This window comes from Gordonia lacunae, from assembly GCF_002149015.1.
Taxonomy (GTDB): domain Bacteria; phylum Actinomycetota; class Actinomycetes; order Mycobacteriales; family Mycobacteriaceae; genus Gordonia; species Gordonia lacunae.
In genome coordinates this window covers 208,285-234,420 of the sequence record NZ_NGFO01000004.1, presented here as the reverse complement: position 1 = coordinate 234,420, position 26,136 = coordinate 208,285, and the positions used below count along the sequence as shown (strand labels likewise).

Here is a 26,136-nt window from a genome sequence, read left to right as displayed (position 1 = left end):
GAGTCATCGTGCCGCGCGACGCCAGGTCACCGTCCGGTGATCTGGCGTCGCTCGTTGATCAGCAGGTTCAGGAAGCGCAGCCCCAGTCCGAGCAGCACCAGGGTGCTGGCCATCTGGATCGACACCGCGACCCGGGCGCCCTGTGAGTCCGGCGCGATGTCACCGAACCCCGTCGTGGTGAAGACCGTCAGGCAGAAGTACAGCGCGTCGACGCGCGTCAGGGACTCGTTGAAGCTGCCGGTGTCGTACTCGGAGAACAGAAAATAGGTCGTGGCGAAGGCGACGATGTAGAAGCTCGCCAGCGCCACGAGCATCTCCATCGCGGTCGCGACCGGCCGGTCCGAGCGGCCGAACCGGCGAACCTCCCAGACACAGAACCAGATCAACAGCAAGGCGCCGACGAGCAGCCCCAGGTAGTTGACGTCACTGGCCTTGTTGATGGGCAGCAGGAAGTAACCCGCCAGCAAGACGACCGCCGCCCCGATCGGCCGCAGCAGGGCGATCGTGAGTTCGCGTCCTCGGACCAGGCCGAGCGACGCGGCCGTGCCCGGCGGATTCTCCTCGCGCGGACCCGTGCCGCCGGGCACGTCGTTCACCAGATCCGTACGCGTTCGGCCGGGTCCAGATACAGAGCGTCCCCGGGCTCCACGTCGAAGGCGTCGTAGAAGGCATCCATGTTGCGGACGACGCCGTTGCACCGGAACTCCGGCGGGGAGTGCGGGTCGATCGAGAGGCGCCGGATGGCCTCGGCGTCGCGGGTCTTGGTCCGCCAGATCTGCGCCCAGCTGTAGAACACCCGCTGCGTTCCGGTCAGGTCGTCGATGACGGGCGGCTCGGTGCCCTCGGTGGCGATCTGATACGCCACCAGTCCGATCGACAACCCGCCGAGGTCGCCGATGTTCTCACCGATGGTGAAGTCGCCGTTGACCTTGTGTTCGGGATCGAGCCCGGTCGGGGTGAACTCGCCGTACTGGTCGATGAGTTTGCGTGTCCGCGAGGAGAACTCGGTCCGGTCGGTGTCGGTCCACCAGTCGACGAGGTTACCGTCGCCGTCGTACTTGGCGCCCTGATCGTCGAATCCGTGCCCGATCTCGTGGCCGATGACCGCGCCGATGCCGCCGTAGTTGACCGCGTCGTCGGCGTCCGGGTCGAAGAAGGGCGGCTGCAGGATCGCGGCCGGGAACACGATCTCGTTCATGCCGGGGTTGTAGTAGGCGTTGACCGTCTGCGGTGTCATGAACCATTCGTCACGGTCGACCGGCGAGCCGATCTTGGCGAACTCGCGGTCCTGCTCGAACGACGAGGCGCGCGCCACGTTCCCGATGAGGTCGCCGCGGTCGACGCTCAGTGAGCTGTAGTCCCGCCACTTGGCCGGGTACCCGATCTTCGGGTTGAACTTGCCGAGTTTGACGAGGGCCTTCTCCCGGGTCTCCGGGGTCATCCACGGCAGGTCGGAGATGTTGCGGCGGTAGGCCTCCACCAGGTTGGCGATCAGTTCGTCCATCCGAGCCTTGGCCTCGGGCGGGAAGTGCTTGGCCACATAGAGTTTGCCGACCGCGAAACCCATGGCGCCCTCGACGAACCCGACGCCGCGCTTCCACCGGTCACGGTTCGTTTCCGCACCGGTGAGGGTGCGGCCGTAGAAGTCGAAGTTCTCGTCGACGAACGGCGACGACAGGTACGGCGCCGCCGAGCGCAGCAGGCGCCACGTCAGCCAGGTCTTCCACTCGTCCAGCGGGCGGCTGGTGACGAGTTCGCCGACGCCCGACACGAAGGACGGCTGCGCGACGACGACCTCGGCGAAGGTCGCATCGCCGCTGGTGCCCAGTCCGCCGAACCACTCGGTGAAGGGGAATCCTCCTGCGGTGGAGGCCAGCCCGTTCAGCGACATGAGGTTGTAGGTGAGCTCGGCATCGCGGCGTCGAACCACATCCCAGTGCCGGCCGGCGATGGCTGTCTCGAGGTCGAGGATCACCGCTGCGCGAGCGGCCGCGTCGTCGAATCCGGCCAGCGCGAACATGCGCTCGACGTGAGCGACATACGCCGTCCTGGTCTCGGTGTGCTTGTCCTCCCGGTAGTAGGACTCGTCGGGTAGTCCGAGGCCCGACTGCGTCAGGTGCACGAGGTAACGGTCGGATTGCCTCGCGTCGGTGTCCACGTAGTAACCGAACAGGCCGCCCGTGCCGTGCCGCTGGAGCCGCCCGATCCGCCGGGCGAATGCCTCGACGGAGTCGATGGCCGCGATCTTCTCCAGCTCGCCGGTGATCGGGCCGATCCCGAGGGCCTCGATGTGGTCGGTGTCCATGAACGAGGCGTACAGATCGCCGATCTTCTGCGCGTCGGAGCCGCTCTCCGGGCTCGACGCGGCGCACTCGGTGATGATGTCGCGCACGTTCTCTTCGGAGTTGTCGCGGAGAACGTGGAAGGCGCCGTCGACCGAACGGTCGTCGGGGATGACATGCGACTCGAGCCACTTACCGTTCACATGGGCGAACAGATCATCCTGGATGCGGACGGAATCGTCGACCCACTCGAGGTCGAGTCCGGAGTTGAGGTCAGTATTCGATGCAGTCACGCGCTCCATCCTGTCACCGGATCGGCGATTCGTCAGCCGCCTCTGCCGTAGGCGAAATCGGAGAGTCCCTGGCCGATGCCGCGGCTGCATCCCGCAGTGGTTCAGCGCAAGACTGTGCTGAAGCCGCGAGACCCTTCGTGACGGCCCTCCGCAAGCTGCGGGCCTCCTCAGGGGGCGGGGTGTGTGCGGCCCTCCGCAAGCTCCGGGCCTCCTCAGGGGGCGGGGTGTGTGCGGCCCTGCGCAAGCTCCGGGCCTCCTCAGGGGGCGGGGTGCGCTCTAACTGCTGAACGTGGGTCGCCCGGCCGCCGGCCGGGTGCGGAAGGTGCTGCGCGAGGTGAGCGGCGGCCTCGAGTCGCATGGTGACTCGATCAACAGCATCTTCGTCGTGCTGCCGGCTTTCTGTGCGCCGCAGAGATCGTCGAGTTGCGCTGTGTGGGTGACGATCTGATGGTCCACGGTGTTGTGGATCAAGCACAGCGTCTCGAGGGCGTCGATTCCACAGGCCTGGAATCGCGAAACCGTTGACTGTGCAGTGTATTTCGTTCATCGTGCCTTGATTTCCGTTGACTGTGCGTTGTCGGGTGACGATGGCGGACACCCGTTCACACCCGTATCGAGTCATCGGTAAGTGGTCGATCCAGCGGGCGAGGCCGACGAGTCGGCCGGGCCGTCAGGAGTGGCGTTCCCGCCGCCCGGGTCCGGTCACCCGCGCGGCGGTGTTCCGTCGGCTCGGGATGTCGGGTCATGCGGACTCGCCGACCGCAGGTACGAATCCGACCTACGCTGAACCCATGGAGTCAACCTTCGACGTCGTCGTGATCGGTGGCGGTCCGGTGGGCGAGAACGTCGCCGACTACGCGATCCGGGGCAGTGATCGAACCGCTGTCGTCATCGAGCACGAGCTCATGGGCGGTGAGTGTTCGTACTGGGCGTGCATGCCGAGCAAGGCGCTGCTGGGTCCGGGGTCGGCGCTCGAGGAGGCTCGTGCGCTGGCGGGCGCGCGCGAGCGTGTGAGTGGGGAACTGCCCGACGCCGCCGGCGTCCTCGGGTGGCGCGACACCGTGACCGGGCGTCGCGAAGGACCCGGTGCCACGCACGACGACGCCGGTCAGGTGCGGTGGGCAGAGGGTGCGGGTATCGACGTGATCCGCGGGCACGGCCGGATCTCGGGGGAGCGGCAGGTGACCGTGGGTGACACCGTCCTGAGGGCGCGCGAGGCGGTGGTCGTCGCCACCGGGAGCACGGCGTCGATCCCGCCGACGCCGGGTCTGGCGGACGCGCTCCCCTGGACCTCGCGCGATGCGACGAATCTCGTCGAGGTGCCGGATCGCGTCCTCGTCCTTGGTGGCGGTGTGGTCGCCTGCGAGGCGGTGACCTGGTTGCTCGACCTCGGGGTGCGCGACGTCGTGATGGCCATCCGTGGTGACCGGTTACTGCCCAAGATGGAGTCGTTCGTCCCGCAGTTGATCGCGGACTCGTTGACCCGTCGTGGCGTCGACATCCGGTTCGGTACGACGATCGAGTCCGTCGATCGGCCCGGCGCCGCCGACACCGGCTACGGACGCATCCACGGCGGACCCGCAACCGTCCACCTCGCCGGGGACGGCGCCGGCCGGCTCGTCGTCGACGAGATCCTGGTGGCCGCGGGACGATCGCCCGCGACCCGGGACCTCGGTCTGGAATCGGTGGGTCTCGACGCGGGCGGCCCACTCCGCGTCGACGATCACCTGACAGTGGCCGATCATCCGTGGCTGTACGCGGTGGGAGATGTCAACGGCCGTAATGCGTTGACACACATGGGCAAGTACCAGGCGCGGGTGGCCGGGGACGTGATCGCCGCGCGTGCGGAGGGACGGGGCCTCGACGACCCGCGTCACGTCGCGACCGCGGACCACGGCGCCGTTCCGCAGGTGGTGTTCACCCGGCCGGAGATCGCATCGGTCGGCCGGACCGAGAAGCAGGCGCAGGACGCCGGGATCGACGTGCGCATCGCCGACGGGGACACCTCCGTCGCTGGGTCGTATCTGACCGATCCCGAGTACGCGGGGCACGCCCGTCTCGTCGTCGATGCGAGCCGCGACGTCCTGGTCGGGGCGACGTTCGTGGGACCGCAGACCGCGGAACTCGTGCATTCGGCGACCGTGGCGATCGTCGGTGAGGTCCCGCTGTCGCGGTTGTGGCACGCGGTCCCGTCGTATCCGACCATCAGCGAGGTGTGGCTGCGGCTGCTCGATCAGCTGCGATGATCCGCGGCCCGGTGGCCTGAGAGCCGGGGCCCCGACCCGCCCGGTCAGAAACTGAGTCGCCGGATCTTCTCCGGTCGGATGACGATCCGCACCCAGTCGTCGGCGAGGATCTCGGCGAGATCCTGTGCGCGGGTGGGGTCGTCGAGGTCCCAGTAGCGGTCGGCGAGGCGGGCCGCGAGATCGCGCGCAGCCGCACCGTCGGTCTCGACACGGGCGGGGCCGGAGATGGCGATCCAGCGCTCGCGCTCCTCGACCGGTGTGGCGACCACGATGGAAGCCCGCGGATCGGAGGCGAGGCGACGGACCTTCAGCGAGTCCGGGCCGGTGAAGAGCTGAACCTCGCCGTCCGGTGTCGCCTCGAACCAGACGGGTCGGGGCTGCGGGGGTGTCGGGCCGGCGGCCGTGGAGAAGAAGCCGAGTAGGGGTCGGGCCAGAAACTCGAGGTCGTCGGTGCCGAGGGTGTCCGATGAGGTCGCAGTGGTGTCGCTCATGGTCGATACAACCGGCGCGGCGACAGATCATTCCTCAAGCCCTGATAACTGGTCTTACCACTTGACCACCAGTCCTGCATCGGTCTACGGTCGGCGCATGCCCTTCGAGCCCGTCTCCCAGCAGAGCGCCCCCGAGATCGTGTTCGACCAGATCGTCGAAGGCGTGCTGTCCGGAGATCTGCCGGCGGGAGAGCCGCTGCCCAGCGAACGCGAACTGGCGCGCATCCTCGGTGTCTCGCGGCCCACCGTGCGGGAAGCGCTGAAGCGGGTGGCTGCCGCAGGCCTGGTCGCCATCCGCCAGGGCGACGGCGCCCGGGTCCAGGACATCGCGCGCACAGGCGGTCTCGATCTGTTGCCGCGGCTGCTGATCCGAGGAGGTGCACTCGTGCCGAGTGTCGCGCGGTCGATCGTCGAGGCCCGCGCGGCGGTCGGGCCGGATGTCGCGGGTCTCGCCGCGAAGCGGGCGACGAGCGATCACATCGCGCGGTTGACGTCGGTGCTCGCCGACCTCGCCGTCGAGCCGGACCCGGTCGCACAGCAGGTCGTTGCACTCGAATTCTGGAGCACGGTCGTCGACGCCGCGGACTCCATCGCCTTTCGCCTCATGTACAACTCGCTCCGCGCCGCGTACGAGCCTGCGCTCCCCGCGCTCGCGTCGATGCTGGAGCCGGAGGTGGGCAACATCGACGGTTATCGCGCGGTCGTCGATGCGATCGGCACCCACGATGCCGAACGCGCGGAGACCGCGGCTCGGAAACTGCTCGCGCCCGCGACCGCGTCCCTGCTCGACCTCTGTCGCGCACTCGAAGACGCCGAATCCGTTCCCGGACAGGAGGGCTGATGTCTGCCGACCACATCGACGCGACGGCCCGTAGACAGGTGGCGGCCGAAGAACGGCGCATGCGGTCACGCAGGTCGACGACCCTGCGTGCCGCTCTCGCCGAGTTCCTGCGACACCCGTCGCCCTGGATGATCGCCACATTCCTCGTGATCTCGCTCGCTGCGCGGATGTGGTTGGGCGGCTGGGGTGTCGCCGACCTGCTGGTTCCGGTCGTGATGATCGCGAGCTTCCCGCTGGCGGAGTGGCTGATCCACGTCTTCGTGCTGCACTGGCGGCCGAAGCGGTGGGGTCCGCTCACCATCGATCCACTGGTGGCGCGAAAGCATCGGGAACACCACGCGGACCCCCGGAACATTCCGCTGGTGTTCATTCCGTGGCAGGTACTCGTCGCGGTCGTCCTCGCGGCTGTTGCGGTCGGTCTCGTCGTATTCGCGAGTGCCGAACGAGGTCTCACGTTCATGGTGACCCTCGCGGCGATCGGACTGGTCTACGAGTGGACGCATTATCTGATCCACTCCGACTACCGGCCGCGCCACGCCTACTATCGCCGGCTGTGGCGCAACCACCGCTTTCACCACTACCGCAACGAGCACTATTGGTTCACGGTCACGACGGCCGGCACCGCAGACAGGCTGCTGCGCACCTATCCCGACGCCGAGACGGTCGAGAAGTCGCCCACCGCAAAGGATCTACACGCGCTGACGCAGTCGGGGGACTGACCGGAGTACTCCATGACGCAACCTGATCCGGGACACTCTCGACGCATGCGGGTACTCGTGACCGGCCCCGGCTGGTCAGCCGGTGATCCCGGCCACGAGTCGGCTGGGTCCGTCGACATCGGCGCGGACCGAGACCTCCCGATCGAGGTAGCGCAACCAGCCCCCGTGCGCGGTGATGTCGACCGCGGAATCGAGAGCCGAGGTGGCGCAACCGAACCCGGTGATCATCCGTCCGTCGGACAGCTCCACCGGTCCCACCGACATCGGCGAGGGCAACGCGCGAACGAACGATGCGAATCCTGCGGACGGGACCCGCCACACGCCGCCGGCGATCTCGGCGCCCCCGCCGTTCGTGTGCACGAGGCCGGGTTTCGGCGGGCGGGTGTCGAGGGCATACAGCCGGTAGGCCGGGGAAGTGGCGGCGGTGCCCACATAGCGTGCACCCCGCCCGGTGAGCTCGTGCTCGAGCGGCTGACCGGGGAGATGGGCGCCGACGACGAAGAGATCCACGAACGGGGCGCCGGCGGATTCGATCCAGGGGCCGGTCGGACCGAGAGGTGCCGTCGCACCGGGTGCGGCAACGGTTTCGGGTTCGACGAACACGCGCCGGGCGAGGTCGAGTGCCACCGCGTCGCCGAAGGCGCGGCCCAGCACGGTGACCCCGAACTGGGCGCCGCCGGCCGTCCCCGCGGGTGTCGCGACACCGCACATGTCGAAGAGGTTGGCGAAGTTGGTGTAGATGCCGAGCCGCGAGTTGACGCCGACCGGGTCGGCCCGGACATCCGCGATCGAGGGATGGTCGGGAACCGTCGGCACCATGAGCGCATCGAAGCCGTCGAGTGCGTCCATGGCGCGTCGCCGAAGCTGTTCGAGTCGAGCGAGATCGCGGACCATCCGGGAGGCGGGGATTCGGCCGGCCGCGGAGATGATGCCCCCGACGGTCGGGTCGATGCCTGCCGCGTCGCCCTCCACGTGGTCGCCCTCGACGTGGTTGTCGTCGACGAAGCGGCCGACCGCGGCGTGTCGTTCGGCAACGAGGCCGCCGTCGTACAGCAACCGCGCGGCCTCGGCGAATGCGGTGAACGGGATCGGTTCCACCACGACACCATCGGCGCGGAGCCGGGTCACGGTGGCGGAGAAGGCCTCGACCCAGGCCGGTGCCATCCCCGGCAACTCGGCCGGTATCGCGACCCGCGCTCGCGGCGGTGCGGCGAGCGGTGCGTCGGCCGGGATCGGTCGGGCATCAGGACCGCCGGCCATGTGGGCCATCGCGGTGTTCGCGGTGTCGAGGTCGCGGGCCATGATGGTCACCGCATCCCAGGACCGGCAGGCGGGCACCAACCCCCTGGTGGACACCATTCCGAGGGTGGGTTTGATCCCGACGATGCCCTGCAGCGCGGCGGGGACTCGCCCCGACCCGGCGGTGTCCGTGCCGATGGCGATGTCCGCGAGACCCAGGGCCACGGCGACCGCGGAGCCGGAACTCGATCCGCCCGAGATGTAATCCGGTCGTCGGGCATCGCGGACACCGCCGAACGGACTGCGCTGCCCGACCAGTCCGGTCGCGAACTGATCCAGGTTGGTCGACCCGACGACCGTGGCCCCGGCGGCACGCAGGCGGGCGACCGCCTCGGCATCGGCGACCGCCGGACCGTCGGCGAAACCCGGGCACCCGGCGGTCGTCGGGAGGCCGGCCACGTCGACGTTGTTCTTGACCGCCAGCAGCAACCCGGCCAACGGACCCGCCGCGGCAGACGTCTCGCGAGTCACGCCCAGCCGGTCGCGGATGTCGATCCACACCTCGGGGCGGCGGACCCTGTCCAGTGCGTCGAAGAATGCGGTGACCCGTGATGTCATGGTCGTTCCCTGTCTGTGGAAGCGTCGGGGGAGAGGTGAACACGAGCGAGATCGTCGATCACCGGCGCAAAAGCGTTGTCCAGGTGCGCCGCGTGCGAGGTACCGGCGAGGACGCGCCGGTCGAAGCCGCACCGGCCGGCGACGGCCTCCACCGCGGCGTGTCGAGCGGCCGGCGACTCCTGACCGACCGTGAGGGTCACCGGAGCCGCGTGGACGACCGGCTCCCGCGGTTCGAACGCGCGGAACATGGCCAGCTCCCGTGCGACGACGGACTCGTCGGCCGAGGTCATGGCGATCGTCCAGTGCGGCCCGTACAGTGCCCGCCCGAAACCCGGTACCCCGTCGAGCCGGAAGGCCTCGACGACGTGATCGAGCAGGCCCGGGGCCAGCGATCCGGCGGCCGGTTCGTGGAAGAACCCCGCCGCCATCTCGACGCCACGGACGGCGAGTTCGACGCCGAGAGTGGCGCCCCCGCTCACTCCGAAGACGACAGCACCTTCGCACCGTGGTGCGAGGAAGTCGACTTCGGTGTCGAGGCAACCGGACCGGGGGCGGACCGGGACGTCGACGTCGAATCCGAGAGCGGCGAGCGCGCCGGCGGTCGGCGCCCACACCGGCGGGTCGGTGGCGACCCCACAGACCAGGACCGCGCGGCGCGGCATCGTCATGACCGGGTGCCGGCCGGCGCCGAGCCGAGGGCCTCCAGTAGCTGTCCCGACGTCGCCGTCGCCCCGAACACACCTCCCTGCATGGCGATCATGCTCAGCGCGGCGAGGTGATGGCCGTGATCGGTCGCGCCCGTGCAGTCCGACAGCACGAGACATTCGAACCCGCGGTCGTTGGCCTCCCGCATCGTGGTGTGCACGCAGACGTCGGTGGTGATCCCGGTGAGGATGAGGTGTGTGATCCCGGCAGCCCGCAGGATCAGGTCGAGATCGGTCGCGTAGAACGCCCCCTTGCCGGGTTTGTCGATGATCGGCTCGCCGGGAACGGGCGCCACCTCGGGCACGATCTCCCACCCGGGTTCGCCGCGGACCAGAATCCGGCCGCATGGGCCGGTCGAGCCGATCTCGGCCCCGGCGCGGGCCGACCGCCATCGCTTGTTCGGCGGGAGATCGCTGAGATCGGGGCGGTGCCCCTCCCGGGTGTGGACGACCAGCATTCCTGCCGCGCGGCAGGAGTCGAGGACGGTGGCGGTCGGTCCCAGTCCGGCGCGGGTGAGGGAGAGGTCGTAACCCATCGAGTCGACGTAACCGCCGGGGCCGCAGAAATCCACCTGCCAGTCGATGAGCAGCAGGGCCGTCCGCGTGACGTCGAGCGTGCCGTCGTACGGCCACGCGTAGGGATGTGCATCGACGATGGACGTCATCGTTCCGCTCCTCGGTTCGACGTGGCGGTGTGCGCGGGATCGACCTCGTACACGACGGTGACGCTGCCACCGCCGGGCCGGCCCTGGTGTTCGGCGCCGCCGGACACGTAGACAGCCGCGTCGCCCTTGACCGCGGCGGCGAGCGCCCCGACGGCGGCGCGCGCGTGGCGGGTGGCGTTGATGTCGGAGTCGGTCAGCATCGTGTGCCGGAGACCCCGGATGGTCCCGGAGGGAGCCGATTCGGCCTTGACGAACAGCTGGCGGATTCGTCCGCCGCGCCCGGCGACCACCGCGGCGGCGTCCTGCAGCGCAGCGAGGTCGTAGGCGTCGGTCATCTCGGTGTGCAACGCCCGCAACGGGTTCGACACCGCCGGGCTCTCGGCGAGCACCAGGATGTGGCAGGTGTCGAGTTCGGCGCCCGCGCTCGCCGACGCCCGGTTCGACCAGGCGGTTCGACGACCGGCGAGCGCGGCCCGCGCCGTGTCGTCGTCGATCTCGCCGAGTGACAACGCGATGCCGAGGGAACTGGCCGCTCGTGAGCGGGCCATCGACTCGTAGGTGTCCTCGCTGACGGGTTCGACACCGCGACCGTGCATCTCGGCGATGTCGGTCGAGGTGAGGAGCGGGCACTTCACCAGCACCAGGTGCACATCGTCCACCGCGACGTCGAGATCGACGAGCAGCTTCGCGACGGTGTCGCGTACCGCTTCCATCTGACCGGCGCGCCCCAGTTCGTCCGGCGGGATGACCGGGGTCGAGCCGACGGCCGCCACCAGCCCGCGGTCGTGGCGCGGATCGTGCGAATCGTCCGCCACCAGGAGGTTGACGTGCGGCGCCAGCACGCCTTCGGTGCCTCCGGAGAAGACGGTGATCGCCTCGGCGCCGAGACGGGGATCCCACGTCGCGGCCGCCAGCGTCCGGCTGAAGTCGTTGACGCACCCGTTGCCCTCGGTCTTGCCGATCACGGCCAGGACGTCGTCGGGTGAGGCTCCGCTGTCGGACAACGCCTTCAATGCCGTTGTGTCATCCGGCCCCGCGGTGGGGACGGTCAGTAGTCGGACACCGGTCACGCCACTGTCTCCTTGTCTGCGATGGGGTCCGCGGCCGGCGGGTTCGTGCGTCCGCCGCGCCGGGGGAGGTGATGGAAGAACAGGTTGAGGACGAAGGCGGTGATGACGGCACTGCTGATCGCGTTGCCGAAGATGATCTGCACCTCGGCCGGGAAGTTGCTGTACACGTCCTTCGACACGATCGGGATCATTCCGGCGCCCAACGCCAGGGACACGATCAAGAGGTTGTCGTTGTCGCGGCAGTCGACCTTGGCCAGCGTGCTGATCCCGGTTCCGGCGACGGTCGCGAACATCACGAGACTGACCGAGCCGATCACCGCGCCGGGAAGGCTGGCGATGGTCTCGCCGAGCTTCGGGATCACGGCGAGCACGATGAGGATGGCGCCGGCGACGACCACCACCGTCCGGCTGGTCACCCGGGTGATCCGCACGAGGCTGACATTCTGCGCGAAGATGGTGTCGGGGAACGACGTCCACGCACCGGCCAGGACCGCCGAGACGCCGTCCGCGGCGAGGCCGCGGGCGATGCGGGGTGGGTCGGCGTCGATGCCGGTGGTCTCCGAGATCGCCATCATGTACGCGGTCGATTCGATGAAGATCACGATCATCACGATGCTCATCGAGATGATGCCGGCGAGGGGGAACGTGGGAGCGCCGAAGAAGAACGGCTCGGGGACACCGAACCAGGCGGCGTCGCCCACGCCGGTGAAGTCGGTGAGCGACATGAGCGCGGCCGCGACGGTACCCAGGACGAGCGCGATGAGCACGGCGGCCTGGCGCAGAAAACCTGTGCCGTAACGCATCAGCGCCACCACCACGATGACGATGCCGAGGGCGAGCGAGAGGCGGGCTCCGTCGGCGGGCTCGTCGTCGAAGATCATGGACACGGCCTTGCCGATGAGCGAGAGCCCGATCATCGTGACCGCGGCGCCCCGCACGGCAGGTGGGAAGAAGCGCAACAGCTTCGAGAACGGCACCGCCATCAGGATGGCGAAGATGCCCGCGCCGATCATCGAACCGTAGACGGCGTTGAGCCCGTATTCCTGACCGATGAGGATCATCGGTGTGACCGCGGTGAACGAGGCGCCGGCGACCACCGGCATGCGTGCGCCGAGGAATCTGCCGACGCCCGCTGCCTGGATGATGGTGACGATGCCGGCGATCAGCAGGTCGGCGTTGACGAGGAGCCCGACGGTCTGTTTGTCGAGGCCGAGGGCGGCACCGAAGACCAGTGGGACGGTGACGCAGCCGGTGTACATGACGATGACGTGTTGGGCGCCGAACACGCCCGTCCGCCACCATCCGGTGCGACCGGTCGAGCCGGCCGGTGTTCTGAGGAGTTTGTGCATACGAAGATTCGTATACGTTCTTCGTGTCTGCGACGTTAGCCCGCGTTACCTACCGGTAAATTGGCGTAGTTTCGTATACGAACTGCGTCAGTGGAGCAGTGACCGGACCAGATCCTCGTCCTTACGGACGTGCTCGTCCATCAGATAACCGGCCTGGACCGGCGAACCGTCGAGAATGGCCCCGGCGATGGCGGTGTGGTCCCGCCAGCACCCGTCGGCACGTGTGGCGACCTCGCGATCGAAGACCCACGCGATGCGGCGCAGGGTGCGGTCCAGTGTTCTGGCGAGTTCCCGATTGCCCGACGCCTCGGCGACGAGGGCGTGGAACTGCATCACCAGGGGCGGCACCGCGTCGTGCTGCTGCCGCTGTTCCGCGGCGGTACCCGACTCGGTCACCATGCGTAGCTGCTCGGCGAACGCGCCCCCCTGACGTTCGGCCGCGAGCCGGGCGCCGAAGACCTCGAGGCCGCGACGGACCTGCATCACCTCGAGCGCGTCGGTACGAGACGCCCCCGAGACCGTTGCCCCCTTGTACCGCTCCAGATGGACGAACCCCTCACTCTGCAACTGCGACAACGCTTCGCGCACGGGTACCCGTGACACCCCGAATCGTTCGGCGAGCATCGGCTCGGGGAGACGATCGCCCGGCGCGAGCCGGCCGTCGAGCACGTCGTCACGGATGGCAGCGGCGATCGCCTCCCTGGTCGTCGGTCGTTGCGCGTCCTCGCCCGTCGGCGACCCGTCGATCGTCAGGACGGGGGTGGGGTCGGTCGTGTCTGCTTCGGGCCTCACGCGACCCAGGATAGGTCCGGGCACGTGAACTCACCCGGCGGCGCACGTGGTGCGGTCGGGTGGGATGAGTGCTCGCTTCGCAATGCACCTCGCGCTAGCGGCCACCCAGCCCGGCCGCCATCGACCACACCAGCACCTCGGCGTCGGCGTCGGCACGGATCGCGAACGGCTCCGCGTCAGCGCCCCGCACGGCATCGCCCGGGCCGAGAGCGCCGATCCCGTCGATGCCGAGCCGTCCGTCCACGACGAACAGATGGGTGAACCGGGAACCGGGCACCTCGACGGTCTCACCGGATCGGAGTCGTGCCGCGTACAGGGTGGCGCCCGAGTTGGCGACCGAGATCACCGCGTCGCGGTCCGGGTCGCCGGACGCGATCGGCACGAGGCCGCCGGCGGCCAGACGTTCGCGGACATCGGCCTGCTCGTAGGAGGGGGCGAGACCGTGCCGGTCGGGCATCAGCCACATCTGGACGTACCGGACGGGCTCGGTTCCGGAGCCGGCGAGATCGGGCCAGGCGTCGTTGCGTTCGGAGTGCTCCACGCCGGTGCCCGCGCTCATCCGCTGGACCAGGCCGGGGTACAGGACGCCGGAGTGCCCGGCCGAGTCGCGGTGGACCAGGGTGCCCGAGACCACCCACGTCACGATCTCACTCTCCTGATGGTTGTGCAGGTCGAAGCCCGCGCCCGGCGCGACGACCTCGTCGTTGACCGCCAGCAATGCGCCGAAGTGGGTGTTCGACGGGTCGTAGTTGTCGCCGAACGAGAAGGAGTGCCGCGAGGTCAGCCAGTCGGTGGTGGTGACGGCACGATCGTCACTCCGGAACACGGTGAAAACCATGCATTCATTGTCGCAGTCCGGCAAGCTGAGGACGGTCGGGGACGACCGGGTCCGGCGGTGTCGATGCCGAAGCCGGACGACGATCTCGCACGTTCGCGAAGTGTCAAAGGTCCCGGCGACGAGATGAGTTCGTGACCGGCTTGATCCCCGAATGGAAGCTCGCGGCGTCGATTTCGAGTGTTACACGAGTGAAAATTGGTGTCATGAAGATCTGGGTCAAGCGCGCGACGACAGCCGCTTGTGCCGCGGTAACGTGCGCGGTCATGGTGAGTTCCTGTGGGTTCGCCGGTTCGTCGGACACGGGTGCCGCTGCCACCATCGATGCATTCGCCGCCGCGCTGAGCCGCCAGGACGCCGGCGGGGCCGCGACGTTCACCACCGCGCCGGGGCAGGCCGGTGACAGTCTCACCACCACTTTGAAACAGATGTCCGCGCAGCGTGTCGACGTCGACGTCGAGAACCCCGTCGAATACAGCGACGGGACGGCGACGTTCTCGGTCACCACCACCTGGAACTGGGACAAGGGCCGCGTGTACGAGTCGACCAGCGGCGGCACCGCGCGCAAGCTCTCGTCGGGCTGGAAGGTGACCTGGGACCCCGCGATCCTGCACGCCGGTCTCACCGCCGGTGGCACCCTCCGCGAGATCCGCACCGACGCGAAGCCTGCGCCGACCGTGCGCAGCCGTTCCGGCCGGGCCTTCATGGTGGCCCAGCCGGTCAACGAGATCGTTCTCGACCCCACCCGCACCGCCGACCTGAACGCCTCGGTACGGGCCCTGGCCGGCGTGATCGCACCCATCGCGCCGATGATCACCGGGCAGGTGATCCGCGAGAAGCTCGACGCGACTCCCGGCAAGGCGATCACCGCGGTCGGACTGCGTGACTCAGACATGCAGGTCCTCGCCGGCGACCCGCGCCGCGTACCCGGCGTCACGGTCAACCGGTCCGACCAGCTCGTGATGGCCGACCGACGGCTCTCCTCGCCCCTCGAGGACGGACTGACCAACTACTGGCAGGCCATCCGCGACGCCACCGCCGGGTGGCAGGTCGAGATGCTGGGCCCGGGGGCGGCACCCCGCAAACTGGCGGGCGAGCAGGGCCCGCCCGGGCCGGACGTGCCGACGACCGTCGATCAGGGCGTCCAGCTGACCCTGGGCGACGCGGCTGTCGAGGTGGGCCAGCCGGCGACCATCCTGACCCTCGACGCGCAGACCGGCGCGATCCTCGGGATGGCGCAGAACTCGTTCGCGATCGACAGCGGCGTCGACATCGATCGCCCGTACCCGGTCGGTACGACGCTCAACCCGGTCTTCGACGCGATCGGGCGAGCTGCCGGGCCGCAGCACGAGCGCGGCGAGCAACTCCTCGACCGGCTCGGACTCGGCGTCCAGTTCACCGTGCCGGGCGCAAGCGTTCCCACCCCGGATCGCCCTGGTATCGCGACCATCGATTTCCGTCCCGGTCAGAGCATGATATCGATGACGAACATGGCCGCCTTCGGTGTCGCCATGGCGCGCAGCGCCGCCGGCCAGACGTCCTCGGTACCGCCGTTCGTGCTGAAGAACGTGCCCACGAAGGTCTCCGGCGGCGACCTCGGCGGCCTCGACCCCGCCGTCGTCCGGCCGGTTCTCCAGGCGATGACGTCGACGGCCGCCACCGGTGACGCCAGTGACCTCACCCGGGCTCCGGGACTGCGCGCCCTGGTGGGCACCAACGGCCCCGAGGGGCCGGGATGGTTCGTGGGTCTGCAGGGCGGCCAGGTCGTCGTGATCTACACCGAGGGACCGAAGTCGGGAACCGCCGCACTCCAGGTCGCGCAGAAGTACTTCACGATCAAGTAGGTCCCCGAACCGGCCGCGGGTCGGTCAGGCGGACGCGCGCCGGCCGAGCACGGCGAAGACGGCCCGCCAGCCGAGCAGGAAGGCGGCGAGCACCACGGCCGCGACGATCACGAAACTGACCGCAACCCCCTGGCTGAGGATGAACCGCAGGATCATCGCGACCGTGACCGTGCAGAACCAGACGACCAGGCCGACCGGGACCACCCGATCCGGGCGGTAGTCGTGCCCGAAGAAGTCGCTGGACCGCACGTGGGCGTAGACGTAGGTGATCGACCAGCCGGCCGCGCAGCCCGCCAGGAACGGCCACAGCGTGTGCAGCACCGAGGTCAGCACGTATCCCTCTTCGTGGCTGGCGCGGCCGATGAGGACGAAGACCGTGATCGCCACGGCGTCGAACAGCGCTGCGACGGGAGCCGTCGCCGTTCCGCGCGCCGGCGAGGTCCCCGTCTCCGCCGTGTCGGAGCCCCGATCCGTCTTCGAGCTCAGCATGGTGGACTACCGTACCGGGTCCGACGGCGGATCGGTGTCGGACGTTCGGCCGGAGTCCCCGGGAAACGGCTCGTCGGGCTCGCCGACAGGTGAGGTGTCCGTGGCTCGGGAGTCGGTGCGGTCGGGTGGTGGCGGGTCGGGGCGGGTCGATCCGTCGGGCGCGGAGGGTGACGGTTCCTCGGCCGCGCGTTCGAGTGCCTCGGCGTCGCGCTCCACCTCGTCGATGAAGGTGTCGTCCCGCTTGATGCGGTTGCGGAACATGATGCCGATGACCACCCAGCCGATCGCCGAGACGATCACGTAACTGATCAGCCGGTAGATGAGGACCGCGGTGATCGCATCGGCCGCGGGCATCCCGGCGCTGGTGAGCGCGGGCACCAGCACCGCGTCGACGACACCGATACCGCCCGGCAGCAGCGGGATCGCCGAACCGACGGCCTTGCCCGCCGCGTAGGCGACCATCAGCCCGGAGATACTCGGGTGCGCGTCGACCGCCCAGCAGGCGAACATCAGGCACGCCACATCGGCGACCCAGTTGAACAGGCTCCAGCCGAAGGCGACCGAGGTGTCGCGCTTGGTGAGTTGCACCGCCCGGAGCTGTTCGAGGGTCTCGAAGAGTCGCTCGGTCCCGTGGTCCTCCGGCTTGTTGCGGAGCTGATTCACCCAGCCGAGGACACGAATCCCGGTGCTCTTCAACGACTCCGGATGACTCGCCAGATACTGCAGCACCACCGCGACCGCGAGGAAACCGGCGACGGAGAAGACGACCGAGAACGGGCTGGTCTTCGCGCCGGCGAGGAGGGCGCCGCCGAATCCGAGGACGGCGAGACCGATACCGGCGAGCAGGCCGGACATCACGACCTGCCACGACGCGATGACCGGCGTCGCACCCCATTTACGGGTCTCGCGGTAGGTGAACGCCGGGGCCAGGACCTGGCCGCCCGGCATCGTCTGGCTCAGCGAGTTGGCCGCCAGGATGACCGACAGCGACTTCCACTGCGTGACACGCAGGCCCGCCGAGCGCAGCAGCGCGCGCTGGACCTGCGCGAAGCTGTCCATCGACAGCATCGCGGCGACCAGACAGGCCGCCACCCAGTGCCACTGGATCTCACCGATGCGGAACCAGGCGCCCTTGAGCTCGGGCCAGATGAGGACGACTTCGACGGCGAGGATGACGAGGACGACGGCGAGCAGGACCCAGCGCACCCACCAGAACCGAGGACGGGTGGCCGGGGCTGCCGCGCCCCCCGGCGAGCCAACATCCTCCGACGACATACGTGCCACCCTAGGGTAGGGGGTCCCGTGTCGGTGACGACCCCCGTCGGCCACCTGTACACCACTAGTGTTGCTTCCGTGACCGAAGCCGAACGAGCCGAGCGGCCGCGCGATGCCCGCGACCTTGCGTCCATCGACCGGGCCAAGGTGCACCCACAGGTTCGGGCTGCGGCCGAGTGGGCGTGGCGGCTGCTGCTCCTGGTCGCGGCGGGCTATGTCGCCACGAGGGTGTTCCGGGAGTTCGAGGAGGTCCTCGTCCCGGTCGCCCTCGCCATCCTCATAGCGGCGATGCTGGTCCCCGGGGTCGACGCCCTCGACCGGCGCGGGCTGCCGCGGTCGCTGGCGGTGATCGTCAACCTCGTCCTCGCGATCGGACTGCTCGCGGCGGTCATGACGTTCGTGGTCCGCGAGTTCATCGACGGCGTCCCCGAACTCGCCGAACAGGTTCGGGTGACCGTCGAGAAGACCAGGGAATGGCTCATCAACGGGCCCCTGGGGCTGGACCGGGACCAGGTGCGCAACTTCGGCACGGACACACTCGACTTCATCCAGCACAACCAGGACCGGGTCACCAGCGGCGCGCTGGCCACGGCCACCACGGCCAGCGAGATCATCACCGGCGCACTGCTGACGCTGTTCCTGCTGATCTTCTTCCTCTACGGCGGGGGCCAGATCTGGCAGTTCTCCGTCAAGGTGATCCCGCAGGCCAATCGGAATCGGGTGTGGGAGGCGGGTATCGCCGGTTTCGGCACGCTCGTCGGCTACGTCCGGGCGACCGTCGCGGTGGCCTTCGTCGACGCCTGCGGCATCGGCATCGGACTCGCCATCCTGCAAGTGCCCCTGGCGCTTCCACTGGCGTCGCTGGTCTTCCTGGGCGCGTTCATCCCGATCGTCGGCGCCCTGGTCACCGGCACCCTGGCGGTGCTCGTCGCCCTGGTGACCCAGGGCTGGATCGCGGCGGTCGTCGCCCTCGCCATCGTCGTCGGCGTGATGCAACTCGAAAGTCATGTGCTGCAGCCGTTCCTGCTCGGCCGGTCGGTGCGACTGCATCCGGTCGCGGTGGTGCTCGGCATCGCGGCCGGCCTGGTGTCGGCAGGCATCATCGGCGGCCTGCTCGCGGTGCCCCTGATCGCGTTCCTCAACACCGCGGTCCGGCGGTTGAAGGGGACCGGGGTCGACGACCCCGACGACGCCCGGCGGCCGGGGGTCGTCGCGGAGCCGGACCCACCGATCTGGGACACCGACGATCCCGACGCCGCAGCCGAGACACTCGCACAGGAGGCGGCGGCGTCAGACCCGCGCGCCGAGGAGGACGGATCGGGAGATCGGCGGGCTCCCGAGGCGAACCGAGCCGGAACCGACCGGGACGCACGTGACCGGGAGGGACGTGGCCGGGAGGGACACGATCGGGACGGGGGCGGCGCGACGTGACGCGCCGGCCGCCGCCGGTCGCGACCACAGCACCGGATCGGGCCACGGGCCCGGACCGGCCGGCACGGGTCGTCGACCACGATCCGGTCGGCCCACTGTGGCGGGGAGCGCAGATCTTCCGGCTGCTGTCGTACCTGTACGCACTCGGCTTCCAGATCGCGGTCAACCCCGACCTCGACCGCAGCGGTGTCGCCTGGGCACTCTTCGGCCTGCTCTCCGCGTGGACGCTGGTCAGCGGGATCGGCTACTTCGTCGGATTCGCGCGCAACCGGGTGTGGGTCGGCGCCGAGGTGGTCGTCGTCTGCGCGCTGATGCTGTCGACGTCGTATGTCGCCGGCGCGGACTGGGCATGGAACAACCAGACCTGGCCCACCACCCTGTGGGCCACCAACGCCGTCATCTCGGTCGCGATCCTCACCGGTCCGGTGGGCGGGATCGTGGCGGGCCTGATCGTCGGCGGCACCAGTACCTTCGTCAAGGGTGAACTCAACCTGGACTTCGGCCGCAACGCCACGATCATCGTCATCGTGGCGACCGGCATGGCGGTCGGACTCGCGGCCGCCAACGCCCGCCGGGTGCAGGAACAACTGTCCCGGGCGGCGCGCATCGCCGCGGCCGCCGAGGAGCGCGAGCGGCTCTCGCGCGAGGTTCACGACGGTGTCCTCCAGGTCCTGGCGTTGATCGCCCGGCGCGGTCGCGAGATCGGTGGTCCGACAGACGAACTCGCGACGCTGGCGGCGGAGCAGGAGCGAACGCTGCGTCGACTGATCTCGGACACGGACGAACCCGTCGCGACCGACCCCGACGCGCCACGCAGTGTCGACCTCGCCGCCGTCCTCCGCGTCTTCGGCGACGGCCGGGTGTCGGTGAGCGCGCCCGCCGATCCGGTGATGATCCCGGCGCACCAGGGAGCCGAGATCCGGGCGGCGGTCGTCAACGCGCTCGACAACGTGGTCAACCATGCGGGCCCCGGTGCGCGCGCGTACATCCTGGTGGAGGATCTGGGACCGGATGTGGTGGTCAGTGTCCGCGACGACGGGATCGGGATTCCGGACGGCAGGCTCGCCGAGGCGGTCGCGCAGGGGCGCGTCGGGGTGTCGAAGTCGATCATCGGTCGGATCGAGTCCCTCGGCGGGACAGCGCGACTCGATTCCGAACCGGGTGCGGGTACGGAGTGGGAGTTCACGGTCCCGCGGGACGGGAGCGGACAGTCGAGGGGAGCAACGGGATGAGTGCAGGCCGGAATGACGGAGAGCAGGCGCCGCTGCGGATCATGGTCGTCGACGACCATCCGATCTGGCGTGAGGCGGTGGCCCGGGATCTCGCCGACGAGGGATTCGACGTCGTCGCCACCGCCGACGGTGTGGGCAGCGCGGGCCGGCGCGCGGCCGCCGTCACGCCCGACGTCGTACTGATGGACATGCAACTACCCGATGGCACCGGCACCGAGGCGACGGCCGCGGTCCTCGAAGCCTCGCCCCGCACGCGCATCCTGGTCTTGTCCGCCTCCGGCGAGCGCGACGACGTGCTCGAAGCCGTGAAGGCCGGGGCCAGTGGCTATCTGGTGAAGTCGTCGTCCCGGGCGGAGTTGGTCGAGGCGGTGCGGGCCACCGCCGACGGCCAGGCGGTCTTCACGCCGGGGCTCGCGGGGCTGGTGCTGGGCGAGTACCGGCGCATGTCGCAGCAGCCCGACGCCGCGCCCGCGGCACCCGTGCTCACCGAACGCGAGACCGAGGTGTTGCGTCTGGTGGCAAAGGGGTTGAGCGCCAAGCAGATCGCGCGGCGCCTCGACCTGAGTCACCGAACCGTCGAGAACCATGTCCAGGCCACCCTCCGCAAGCTTCAACTGGGCAACCGGGTGGAACTGACCCGCTACGTCATCGAGCACGGCCTCGAGGAGGAGTGAGTTCCCCCGAGGCCGTGGTCGTATCTGTTCGATGTCGTGCCGACGCTATTCGGTTGTCGCGAGCCCGTGTGCGGGCAGCGAGACGCTGGGGTCGGCCGCCGGTTTCGGGGTGACGACCAGCATGGTGGCGGCCGCGCCGAGGAGTGCGATCCCGGCGAAGAGATAGAACGCGGTGGCCGAGGAGATCCCGGCTCCGATCAACAGGCCGCCGATCACCGGCCCGAAGATACCGCCGAGCCGTCCGAATCCTGCGCACCAGGCGACGCCTGCCGCGCGAGCCTCGGTGGGGTAGAAGTTGGACACGAAGCCGTAGATCAGGACCTGGGTGCCGATGGTGCCCGTACCGGCGACGGCCACGGCGACGAGCAGAACCGGCAGCGGCAGTGCGAAGGTCAGCCCGATCAGCGCGAAGGTCGCGAGGCAGAACGACGTCGCCACGACCTGTTGCGGGCCCCGACGGTCGGCGAACCGCGCGGCGATGAGGCCGCCGACGATGGCACCGCCGTTGAGCACCAACAGAAACGACAGCGAGCCCTTGGCGTCGAAGCCACTCGTCTTCATGATCTGCGGAAGCCAGGTGTTGAGGCCGTAGGTGAGCAACAGGCCCACGAAGCTCATGCTGCCCAGCAGCAGCGTCGGCACCGCGAAGCGTCGGGAGGCCAGCGCCGCGAACCCGACCTTCGGCGCGTGCCCGGTTCCGGTGGGAACCGCGGTTGTCCCGACGGGAATGCCGGTCCGATCGGAGATCTCCCGCGCCGCGTCGATTCGACCACGCGCGGCGAGCCACTGCGGGGACTCGGGCATGCGCAGCCAGGCGATCGGCAACAGTGTGACGAGAGGGAGTGCACCGATCCAGAACAGGCCGCGCCAGCCGATGTGCTCAGCGAGCAGCATCGCGAGGATCGCAGCGAGCACACCGCCCGCGGGGACGCCGCTGTAGACGACCGCGTTGAAGAGATTCCGCTTCGACGACGGGGCGAACTCGGCGACCATCGCACCCGCGGTCGCGACCAGGCCCCCGATCCCGATGCCGGTGAGGAAGCGCAGGACGCCGAAGGCGGCGAGGTCGGTCGCCAGGGCGGTGGCACCCATGCCGATGGAGAACCAGACGATGTTGGCCAGCATCATCCGGCGTCGACCGACGCGGTCGCCGATCGCGCCGGCCACCAGGGCGCCGATCATCACACCGATGAGTGCGTAGGAACCCAACGCCCCGGCGGTGGCCGGGCTGAGCTGACCGAGCTGGGACGGGTCGTCGAGCAGGGTGGGCAGGATCGTGCCGTAGACGACGAGGTCGTACCCGTCGAAGACGATCGCGATGGTGGCAAGGGCGACGACCCAGAGCACGCTTCTGCGATGCTCCGGCAACGTCCAGGTGGTGGATGAAGTCATGCGGCTGTCCCTCCAGCGTTGGTGTGCTGGCAGACATCCTGCGCGGGGTGTGCGGTCGGTCACATCCGGGCAATGCCCAGTGCCGGCCCATCCGGGATTGATCGCGCCCCGCGATCAATCGGCTCACGAGACCCGTGGCCGCGAACGGGGGTCCGGTCGGTCACTTCTGCGAGCGACTCCGCTTCAACAGTTCCTGGACGCTGATCTGGCCGTCGTCGCCGGTGTCGTCGGACCGGGCGTGCCGGTCCGTGCGCGGGCGACGGCGCCGCGTCGACTCGTCCGCCGGGCGCTCCTGTTCACCCGAGGCGGGACCGGTGTCGGGTCGCGGGGCGGCAGCCGGGGTGGCGTCGGCGCTGAGGCCGCGCTCCATCGGCGACGGACCGTTGCTGCGACGCCCACGCGACGAGGGGGTCGCGGTCTCCGGACTCACCGACGCCGCGAGCGGGCGACGGCCGGTCTCGTCGAGGGCCGGTCGGCGGCCGAGGGGCGACCGCTGCCCGGTCGGCTCCGGGTTCGGGCGGGCCGGGCCCGGGTTCGGGGTCGGGTTCGGCCGCCCACCGGTCTCCGGCATCCGTGACGGGCCCGACGGGGGAGTGACCGTCGGACGGTCGCCGTTCGTCGATCGGGGCGCGGCGTCACCGAGTCGGATTCCGCCCTCGCCCAGACTCCAGCCGCCGGTGTCGGGTCGATCGCTCTTCGACAGCGCGGAGCGGCGATACGGCGTCGCCGGACGACGTTCGGCCGGTTCGGGACTCGGCGCCGCGGACGCGGGGGACGGTCCGACACGAGCCGGCGGGGTGCGCGGCGGGGTCGGCCCGGGGTTCGGCCGTGTCGTCGTCGGCGGCGGCGGACCCACCGGGGCGCCCTGCGGAGTCGGTGTCGGTCCGGCGCCGGTGCGCTGGTCGGGTGTCTGGCCCGACGGCGCGCCCGGGCGGGCGGTGCCGAGCGGACGGTCCGGAGCGGGCCGGGCCGGTGTGGCCGACCGGCCGGTGCCGGCCGGTACCCGACCCCGGCCGGGGACGGCGCCTGCCGGAACCGGCTGCCTGCGGGCCGCGGCCATCACGGAGGTCGGTGCCTCGGCCACCACGGTGCCCGCGCTCATCGGACGGGCGCCGGCACCGGCATCGCGTTGTTCGTCGGGCTCGTCGTCGTCGAGCACGGTCTCGCCGAGTCCGATCTTGCGCTGGACGACTCGCATCCATCGCGGCGCCCACCAGCAGTCGTCGCCGAGCAGCTTCATCACCGACGGCACCAGCAGCATGCGGATCACCGTGGCATCGAGGATCAGCGCGGCGATCATGCCGAACGCGATGTACTTCATCATCACGATCTCGGACAGGCTGAACGCGCCGGTGACCACGACCAGGATTGCGGCGGCCGCGGTGATGATGCCGCCGGTGTGCGCGGTGCCGCTGCGGATCGCCTCGGTCGTGCTCGCGCCCTTCTGTCTGGCCTCGACCATTCGGGAGAGCAGGAACACCTCGTAGTCGGTCGAGAGTCCGAAGACGATGGCGATGATGAGCACCAGCACGGCGGCGAATAGCGGACCGGGGGTGAAGTTGGCCAGCTCGGCGCCGTGGCCGTCGACGAAGATCCAGGTGAGGATGCCGAGCGTGGCCCCGAGACCCAGCGCCGTCATGAGCGCGGCCTTGATCGGCAGCACGATCGAACCGAACTGCAGGAACATCAGCAGGCCGGTGATCAGGACCAGCATGACCGCCATCAGTGGAAGCCGCTGCATCAGTGCGTCGATCGAGTCCTGCGTCAACGCCGGGGTGCCGGCCACGTACATCGTGAGGCCCTCGGTGTCGATCGCGCGCAGTTGCTCGATCGCCTGGGCTGCGGTGTTCCGGTCCTGGAGACCCGCCGACACCTGATAGACGCCCACGTTCGGGTACCGCTCGGCGTCGAAGGAGCCGAAGTCGGACTTGTCGGCGTCGCTGAACTTGTTGGTGAAGCCGGGCACCTCGTCGGCGCGCTTGGCGATCGCGTCGAGCTTGTTCTGGTCGGCCTGGCTCGACTCGTCGTAGATGATGACGAGTTTGATGGCCTCGGTTCGCTCGCTCGGGAAGTACTCGTCGAACTTCTCCTGCGCGACGCGGTTGGGATTGTCCGGCGGCAGGAACTTCTCGCTGATGCCGCCGAACTGGATGCTGCCGAACGGGATGATGAGCGCGAGCAACAGGAGAACGGTCGGGACGGCGGTCCGGACCGGGTGCTTCATCACCCAGGTCGCGAGGCGTCCCCAGAAACCGTTCTCGACCTCCTGGCTGGTCTTCATGCGGCCGCTGAACCGGCTCTCGATCGCCGCGGCACGCTCCTCGCCGGAGAAGCGGCGCGCCAGCGGCACCGCGGTGTACTTCATGATCGTGCTGATCGACAGCATGTTCACGCGGGGTCCGAGGATGCCCAGGATCGCCGGGAGGACCGTGATCGACAGGATCGCGGCGAGCGACACCGACGCGATCGCGCCGTAGGCGACGGACTTCAGGAAGCCCTGCGGCATGATCAGCAGACACGCCAGGGCGGCGACGATGATCGTCGCGGAGAAGACCACCGTCTGGCCGGCGGTCATCACGGTTCTTCGGACCGCGGCCTTCGTCGAATACCCCTCACCGAGTTCCTCGCGGAAACGCGACACGATGAACAGGCCGTAGTCGATCGCGATGCCGAGACCGATCAGCGTGACCACCGATTGCGCGAAGATGTTCAGCTCGGTGGTGAGCGCCAGGATCTTCATGATGCCCAGCGAGCCGGCGATCGTCAGACCACCGATGAGGACGGGCAGACAGGCGGCGACGACGCCGCCGAACACGAAGAAGAGCATGATCGCCACCAGCGGCAGCGCCAGCACCTCGGCCCGGTGGATGTCCTTGTCCATGCCCTCGGCCATGGAACCGGCGACCGGTTGCAGACCGGCGAGCTCGAAGGTCGTACCGGGAAGATCGAAGCGTTCGGGTATGTCCTCGAAGAACGGTTCGATGGTCTTGTAGTTGTTGAGGACCGTCGTGTCGTCGTTGCCGGCGACGCCGATGCTGATGAAGGCGTGTCTGCCGTCCTCGGTGAACAACCGGTCCTGCAGCGTGCTCTGGGCGGGCTGGACGAGGAACGGGTCGTACAGGCCGGGATCGGCGCGCCCGACGATGTCGGGATGGGTCGCGATCAGATCCTCGACGAACGTCTCCACCTTGGCCCCGAAGGCCTTGTCGTCGACGCGGGTGCCCTCGGGCGGCGTGATCATCAGGATGACGTCGGAGGTGTGATCGCGCCCCAGTGCCTGGTCGGCGTACCGCGCGCCGGTGTCGGACTCCGAGGTCGGGTCGAACCAGCCGCTCTGGCTGAGGTGCTTGCCGAGATCGAGACCGTACAGTCCGAGTCCGGCCATCATCGCGATCATCACCGCGATGACGAGGAAGCGCATTCGATAGACGAATGTGCCGATGAACCGGAACACGCTGATGTCCTTTCGTGTACGACGACGAGTCGGGCACTCTGGTCCCCCGCCGTTGCGGAGCGCCGGTGGCGATTCTGTCAGTTTCCCGAAAGATCCTGACAGTGTTGCCTGAGTGATCCCTGAGGCGTGGGCCTCGGATCACCCGCGGGCGTCCCCGCACCGGCGCCGGACCAGGGGTCGCCGACAGCCGTCCGACGACAC

21 protein-coding genes are annotated in these 26,136 nt (G+C 69.3%); 7 read left to right on the top strand and 14 right to left on the bottom strand.

Annotated elements, in window-relative coordinates:
- Window positions 1–26: 26 nt before the first annotated feature.
- Both CA982_RS05470 and CA982_RS05465 read right to left on the bottom strand, forming a co-directional pair.
- On the bottom strand, window positions 27–596 hold the full coding sequence (locus CA982_RS05470; protein WP_208617884.1) for a potassium channel family protein: 570 nt from the start codon (window positions 594–596) through the stop codon (window positions 27–29).
- Window positions 593–2,584, bottom strand: a complete 1,992-nt coding sequence (locus CA982_RS05465) for a M13 family metallopeptidase (RefSeq protein WP_086534321.1) — start codon at window positions 2,582–2,584, stop codon at window positions 593–595. Before CA982_RS05465 ends, CA982_RS05470 begins: the two co-directional genes overlap by 4 nt.
- A 782-nt stretch (window positions 2,585–3,366) precedes the next feature.
- On the opposite strand from CA982_RS05465, the gene CA982_RS05455 reads away from it, so the two are divergent.
- Window positions 3,367–4,821: a dihydrolipoyl dehydrogenase family protein gene (locus tag CA982_RS05455; RefSeq protein WP_086534363.1), complete on the top strand. Its 1,455-nt coding sequence runs from the start codon at window positions 3,367–3,369 to the stop codon at window positions 4,819–4,821.
- 44 nt (window positions 4,822–4,865) lie between these two features.
- Here the strand turns inward: CA982_RS05455 and CA982_RS05450 are convergent, their stop codons facing one another.
- Window positions 4,866–5,312, bottom strand: a complete 447-nt coding sequence (locus tag CA982_RS05450) for a pyridoxamine 5'-phosphate oxidase family protein (RefSeq protein ID WP_086534319.1) — start codon at window positions 5,310–5,312, stop codon at window positions 4,866–4,868.
- A 97-nt stretch (window positions 5,313–5,409) separates the two neighbouring features.
- On the opposite strand from CA982_RS05450, the gene CA982_RS05445 reads away from it, so the two are divergent.
- On the top strand, window positions 5,410–6,153 hold the full coding sequence (locus CA982_RS05445) for a FadR/GntR family transcriptional regulator (protein WP_086534318.1): 744 nt from the start codon (window positions 5,410–5,412) through the stop codon (window positions 6,151–6,153).
- Window positions 6,153–6,872 carry a sterol desaturase family protein gene (locus CA982_RS05440; RefSeq protein ID WP_086534317.1) on the top strand — a complete coding sequence of 240 codons (720 nt, stop codon included), beginning with the start codon at window positions 6,153–6,155 and terminating at the stop codon, window positions 6,870–6,872. Before CA982_RS05445 ends, CA982_RS05440 begins: the two co-directional genes overlap by 1 nt.
- A gap of 75 nt (window positions 6,873–6,947) precedes the next feature.
- Here the strand turns inward: CA982_RS05440 and atzF are convergent, their stop codons facing one another.
- From atzF to CA982_RS05405, 7 genes are all read right to left on the bottom strand, one after another.
- Window positions 6,948–8,729: an allophanate hydrolase gene (atzF, locus tag CA982_RS05435; RefSeq protein ID WP_086534316.1), complete on the bottom strand. Its 1,782-nt coding sequence runs from the start codon at window positions 8,727–8,729 to the stop codon at window positions 6,948–6,950.
- The gene (locus CA982_RS05430; RefSeq protein WP_086534315.1) at window positions 8,726–9,397 is read right to left on the bottom strand and encodes a hypothetical protein; all 672 of its coding nucleotides are present in this window, start codon (window positions 9,395–9,397) and stop codon (window positions 8,726–8,728) included. The genes atzF and CA982_RS05430 overlap by 4 nt, the downstream gene beginning before the upstream one ends.
- Window positions 9,394–10,098, bottom strand: coding sequence for a biuret amidohydrolase (biuH, locus tag CA982_RS05425; protein ID WP_086534314.1), 705 nt, complete (start codon window positions 10,096–10,098; stop codon window positions 9,394–9,396). Before biuH ends, CA982_RS05430 begins: the two co-directional genes overlap by 4 nt.
- The gene (gene atzD, locus CA982_RS05420) at window positions 10,095–11,168 is read right to left on the bottom strand and encodes a cyanuric acid amidohydrolase (protein ID WP_086534313.1); all 1,074 of its coding nucleotides are present in this window, start codon (window positions 11,166–11,168) and stop codon (window positions 10,095–10,097) included. Before atzD ends, biuH begins: the two co-directional genes overlap by 4 nt.
- On the bottom strand, window positions 11,165–12,517 hold the full coding sequence (locus CA982_RS05415) for a nucleobase:cation symporter-2 family protein (RefSeq protein WP_086534312.1): 1,353 nt from the start codon (window positions 12,515–12,517) through the stop codon (window positions 11,165–11,167). Before CA982_RS05415 ends, atzD begins: the two co-directional genes overlap by 4 nt.
- 87 nt (window positions 12,518–12,604) lie before the next feature.
- Window positions 12,605–13,309 (bottom strand): GntR family transcriptional regulator, encoded by a 705-nt coding sequence (locus tag CA982_RS05410; RefSeq protein WP_086534311.1) that lies wholly within the window; start codon window positions 13,307–13,309, stop codon window positions 12,605–12,607.
- Window positions 13,310–13,403: 94 nt separating this feature from the next.
- The gene (locus CA982_RS05405; protein WP_086534310.1) at window positions 13,404–14,147 is read right to left on the bottom strand and encodes a pirin family protein; all 744 of its coding nucleotides are present in this window, start codon (window positions 14,145–14,147) and stop codon (window positions 13,404–13,406) included.
- A 203-nt stretch (window positions 14,148–14,350) separates the two neighbouring features.
- Between CA982_RS05405 and CA982_RS05400 the strand changes: the two genes are divergently transcribed.
- A complete protein-coding gene (locus tag CA982_RS05400; protein WP_086534309.1) occupies window positions 14,351–15,988 on the top strand; it encodes an NTF2-like N-terminal transpeptidase domain-containing protein in 1,638 nt (545 codons plus the stop codon).
- A gap of 24 nt (window positions 15,989–16,012) precedes the next feature.
- Here CA982_RS05400 and CA982_RS05395 read toward each other — a convergent pair whose 3' ends face one another.
- A complete protein-coding gene (locus CA982_RS05395) occupies window positions 16,013–16,477 on the bottom strand; it encodes a DUF3054 domain-containing protein (RefSeq protein ID WP_086534308.1) in 465 nt (154 codons plus the stop codon).
- Window positions 16,478–16,483: 6 nt separating this feature from the next.
- Window positions 16,484–17,752, bottom strand: coding sequence for a lysylphosphatidylglycerol synthase transmembrane domain-containing protein (locus CA982_RS05390; protein ID WP_244176136.1), 1,269 nt, complete (start codon window positions 17,750–17,752; stop codon window positions 16,484–16,486).
- A 78-nt stretch (window positions 17,753–17,830) separates the two neighbouring features.
- Here CA982_RS05390 and CA982_RS05385 point away from each other — a divergent pair, with 78 nt between their 5' ends.
- From CA982_RS05385 to CA982_RS05375, 3 genes are read left to right on the top strand one after another with little or no spacing between them, the layout of a single operon-like run.
- Window positions 17,831–19,183, top strand: a complete 1,353-nt coding sequence (locus tag CA982_RS05385; protein ID WP_086534307.1) for an AI-2E family transporter — start codon at window positions 17,831–17,833, stop codon at window positions 19,181–19,183.
- On the top strand, window positions 19,180–20,415 hold the full coding sequence (gene macS / locus CA982_RS05380; protein ID WP_086534306.1) for a MacS family sensor histidine kinase: 1,236 nt from the start codon (window positions 19,180–19,182) through the stop codon (window positions 20,413–20,415). The genes CA982_RS05385 and macS overlap by 4 nt, the downstream gene beginning before the upstream one ends.
- On the top strand, window positions 20,412–21,089 hold the full coding sequence (locus tag CA982_RS05375; protein ID WP_086534305.1) for a response regulator: 678 nt from the start codon (window positions 20,412–20,414) through the stop codon (window positions 21,087–21,089). The genes macS and CA982_RS05375 overlap by 4 nt, the downstream gene beginning before the upstream one ends.
- A 45-nt stretch (window positions 21,090–21,134) precedes the next feature.
- Here the strand turns inward: CA982_RS05375 and CA982_RS05370 are convergent, their stop codons facing one another.
- The gene (locus CA982_RS05370; RefSeq protein ID WP_086534304.1) at window positions 21,135–22,481 is read right to left on the bottom strand and encodes an MFS transporter; all 1,347 of its coding nucleotides are present in this window, start codon (window positions 22,479–22,481) and stop codon (window positions 21,135–21,137) included.
- A gap of 160 nt (window positions 22,482–22,641) precedes the next feature.
- The gene (locus CA982_RS05365; protein ID WP_086534303.1) at window positions 22,642–25,935 is read right to left on the bottom strand and encodes an MMPL family transporter; all 3,294 of its coding nucleotides are present in this window, start codon (window positions 25,933–25,935) and stop codon (window positions 22,642–22,644) included.
- Window positions 25,936–26,136: the final 201 nt, after the last annotated feature.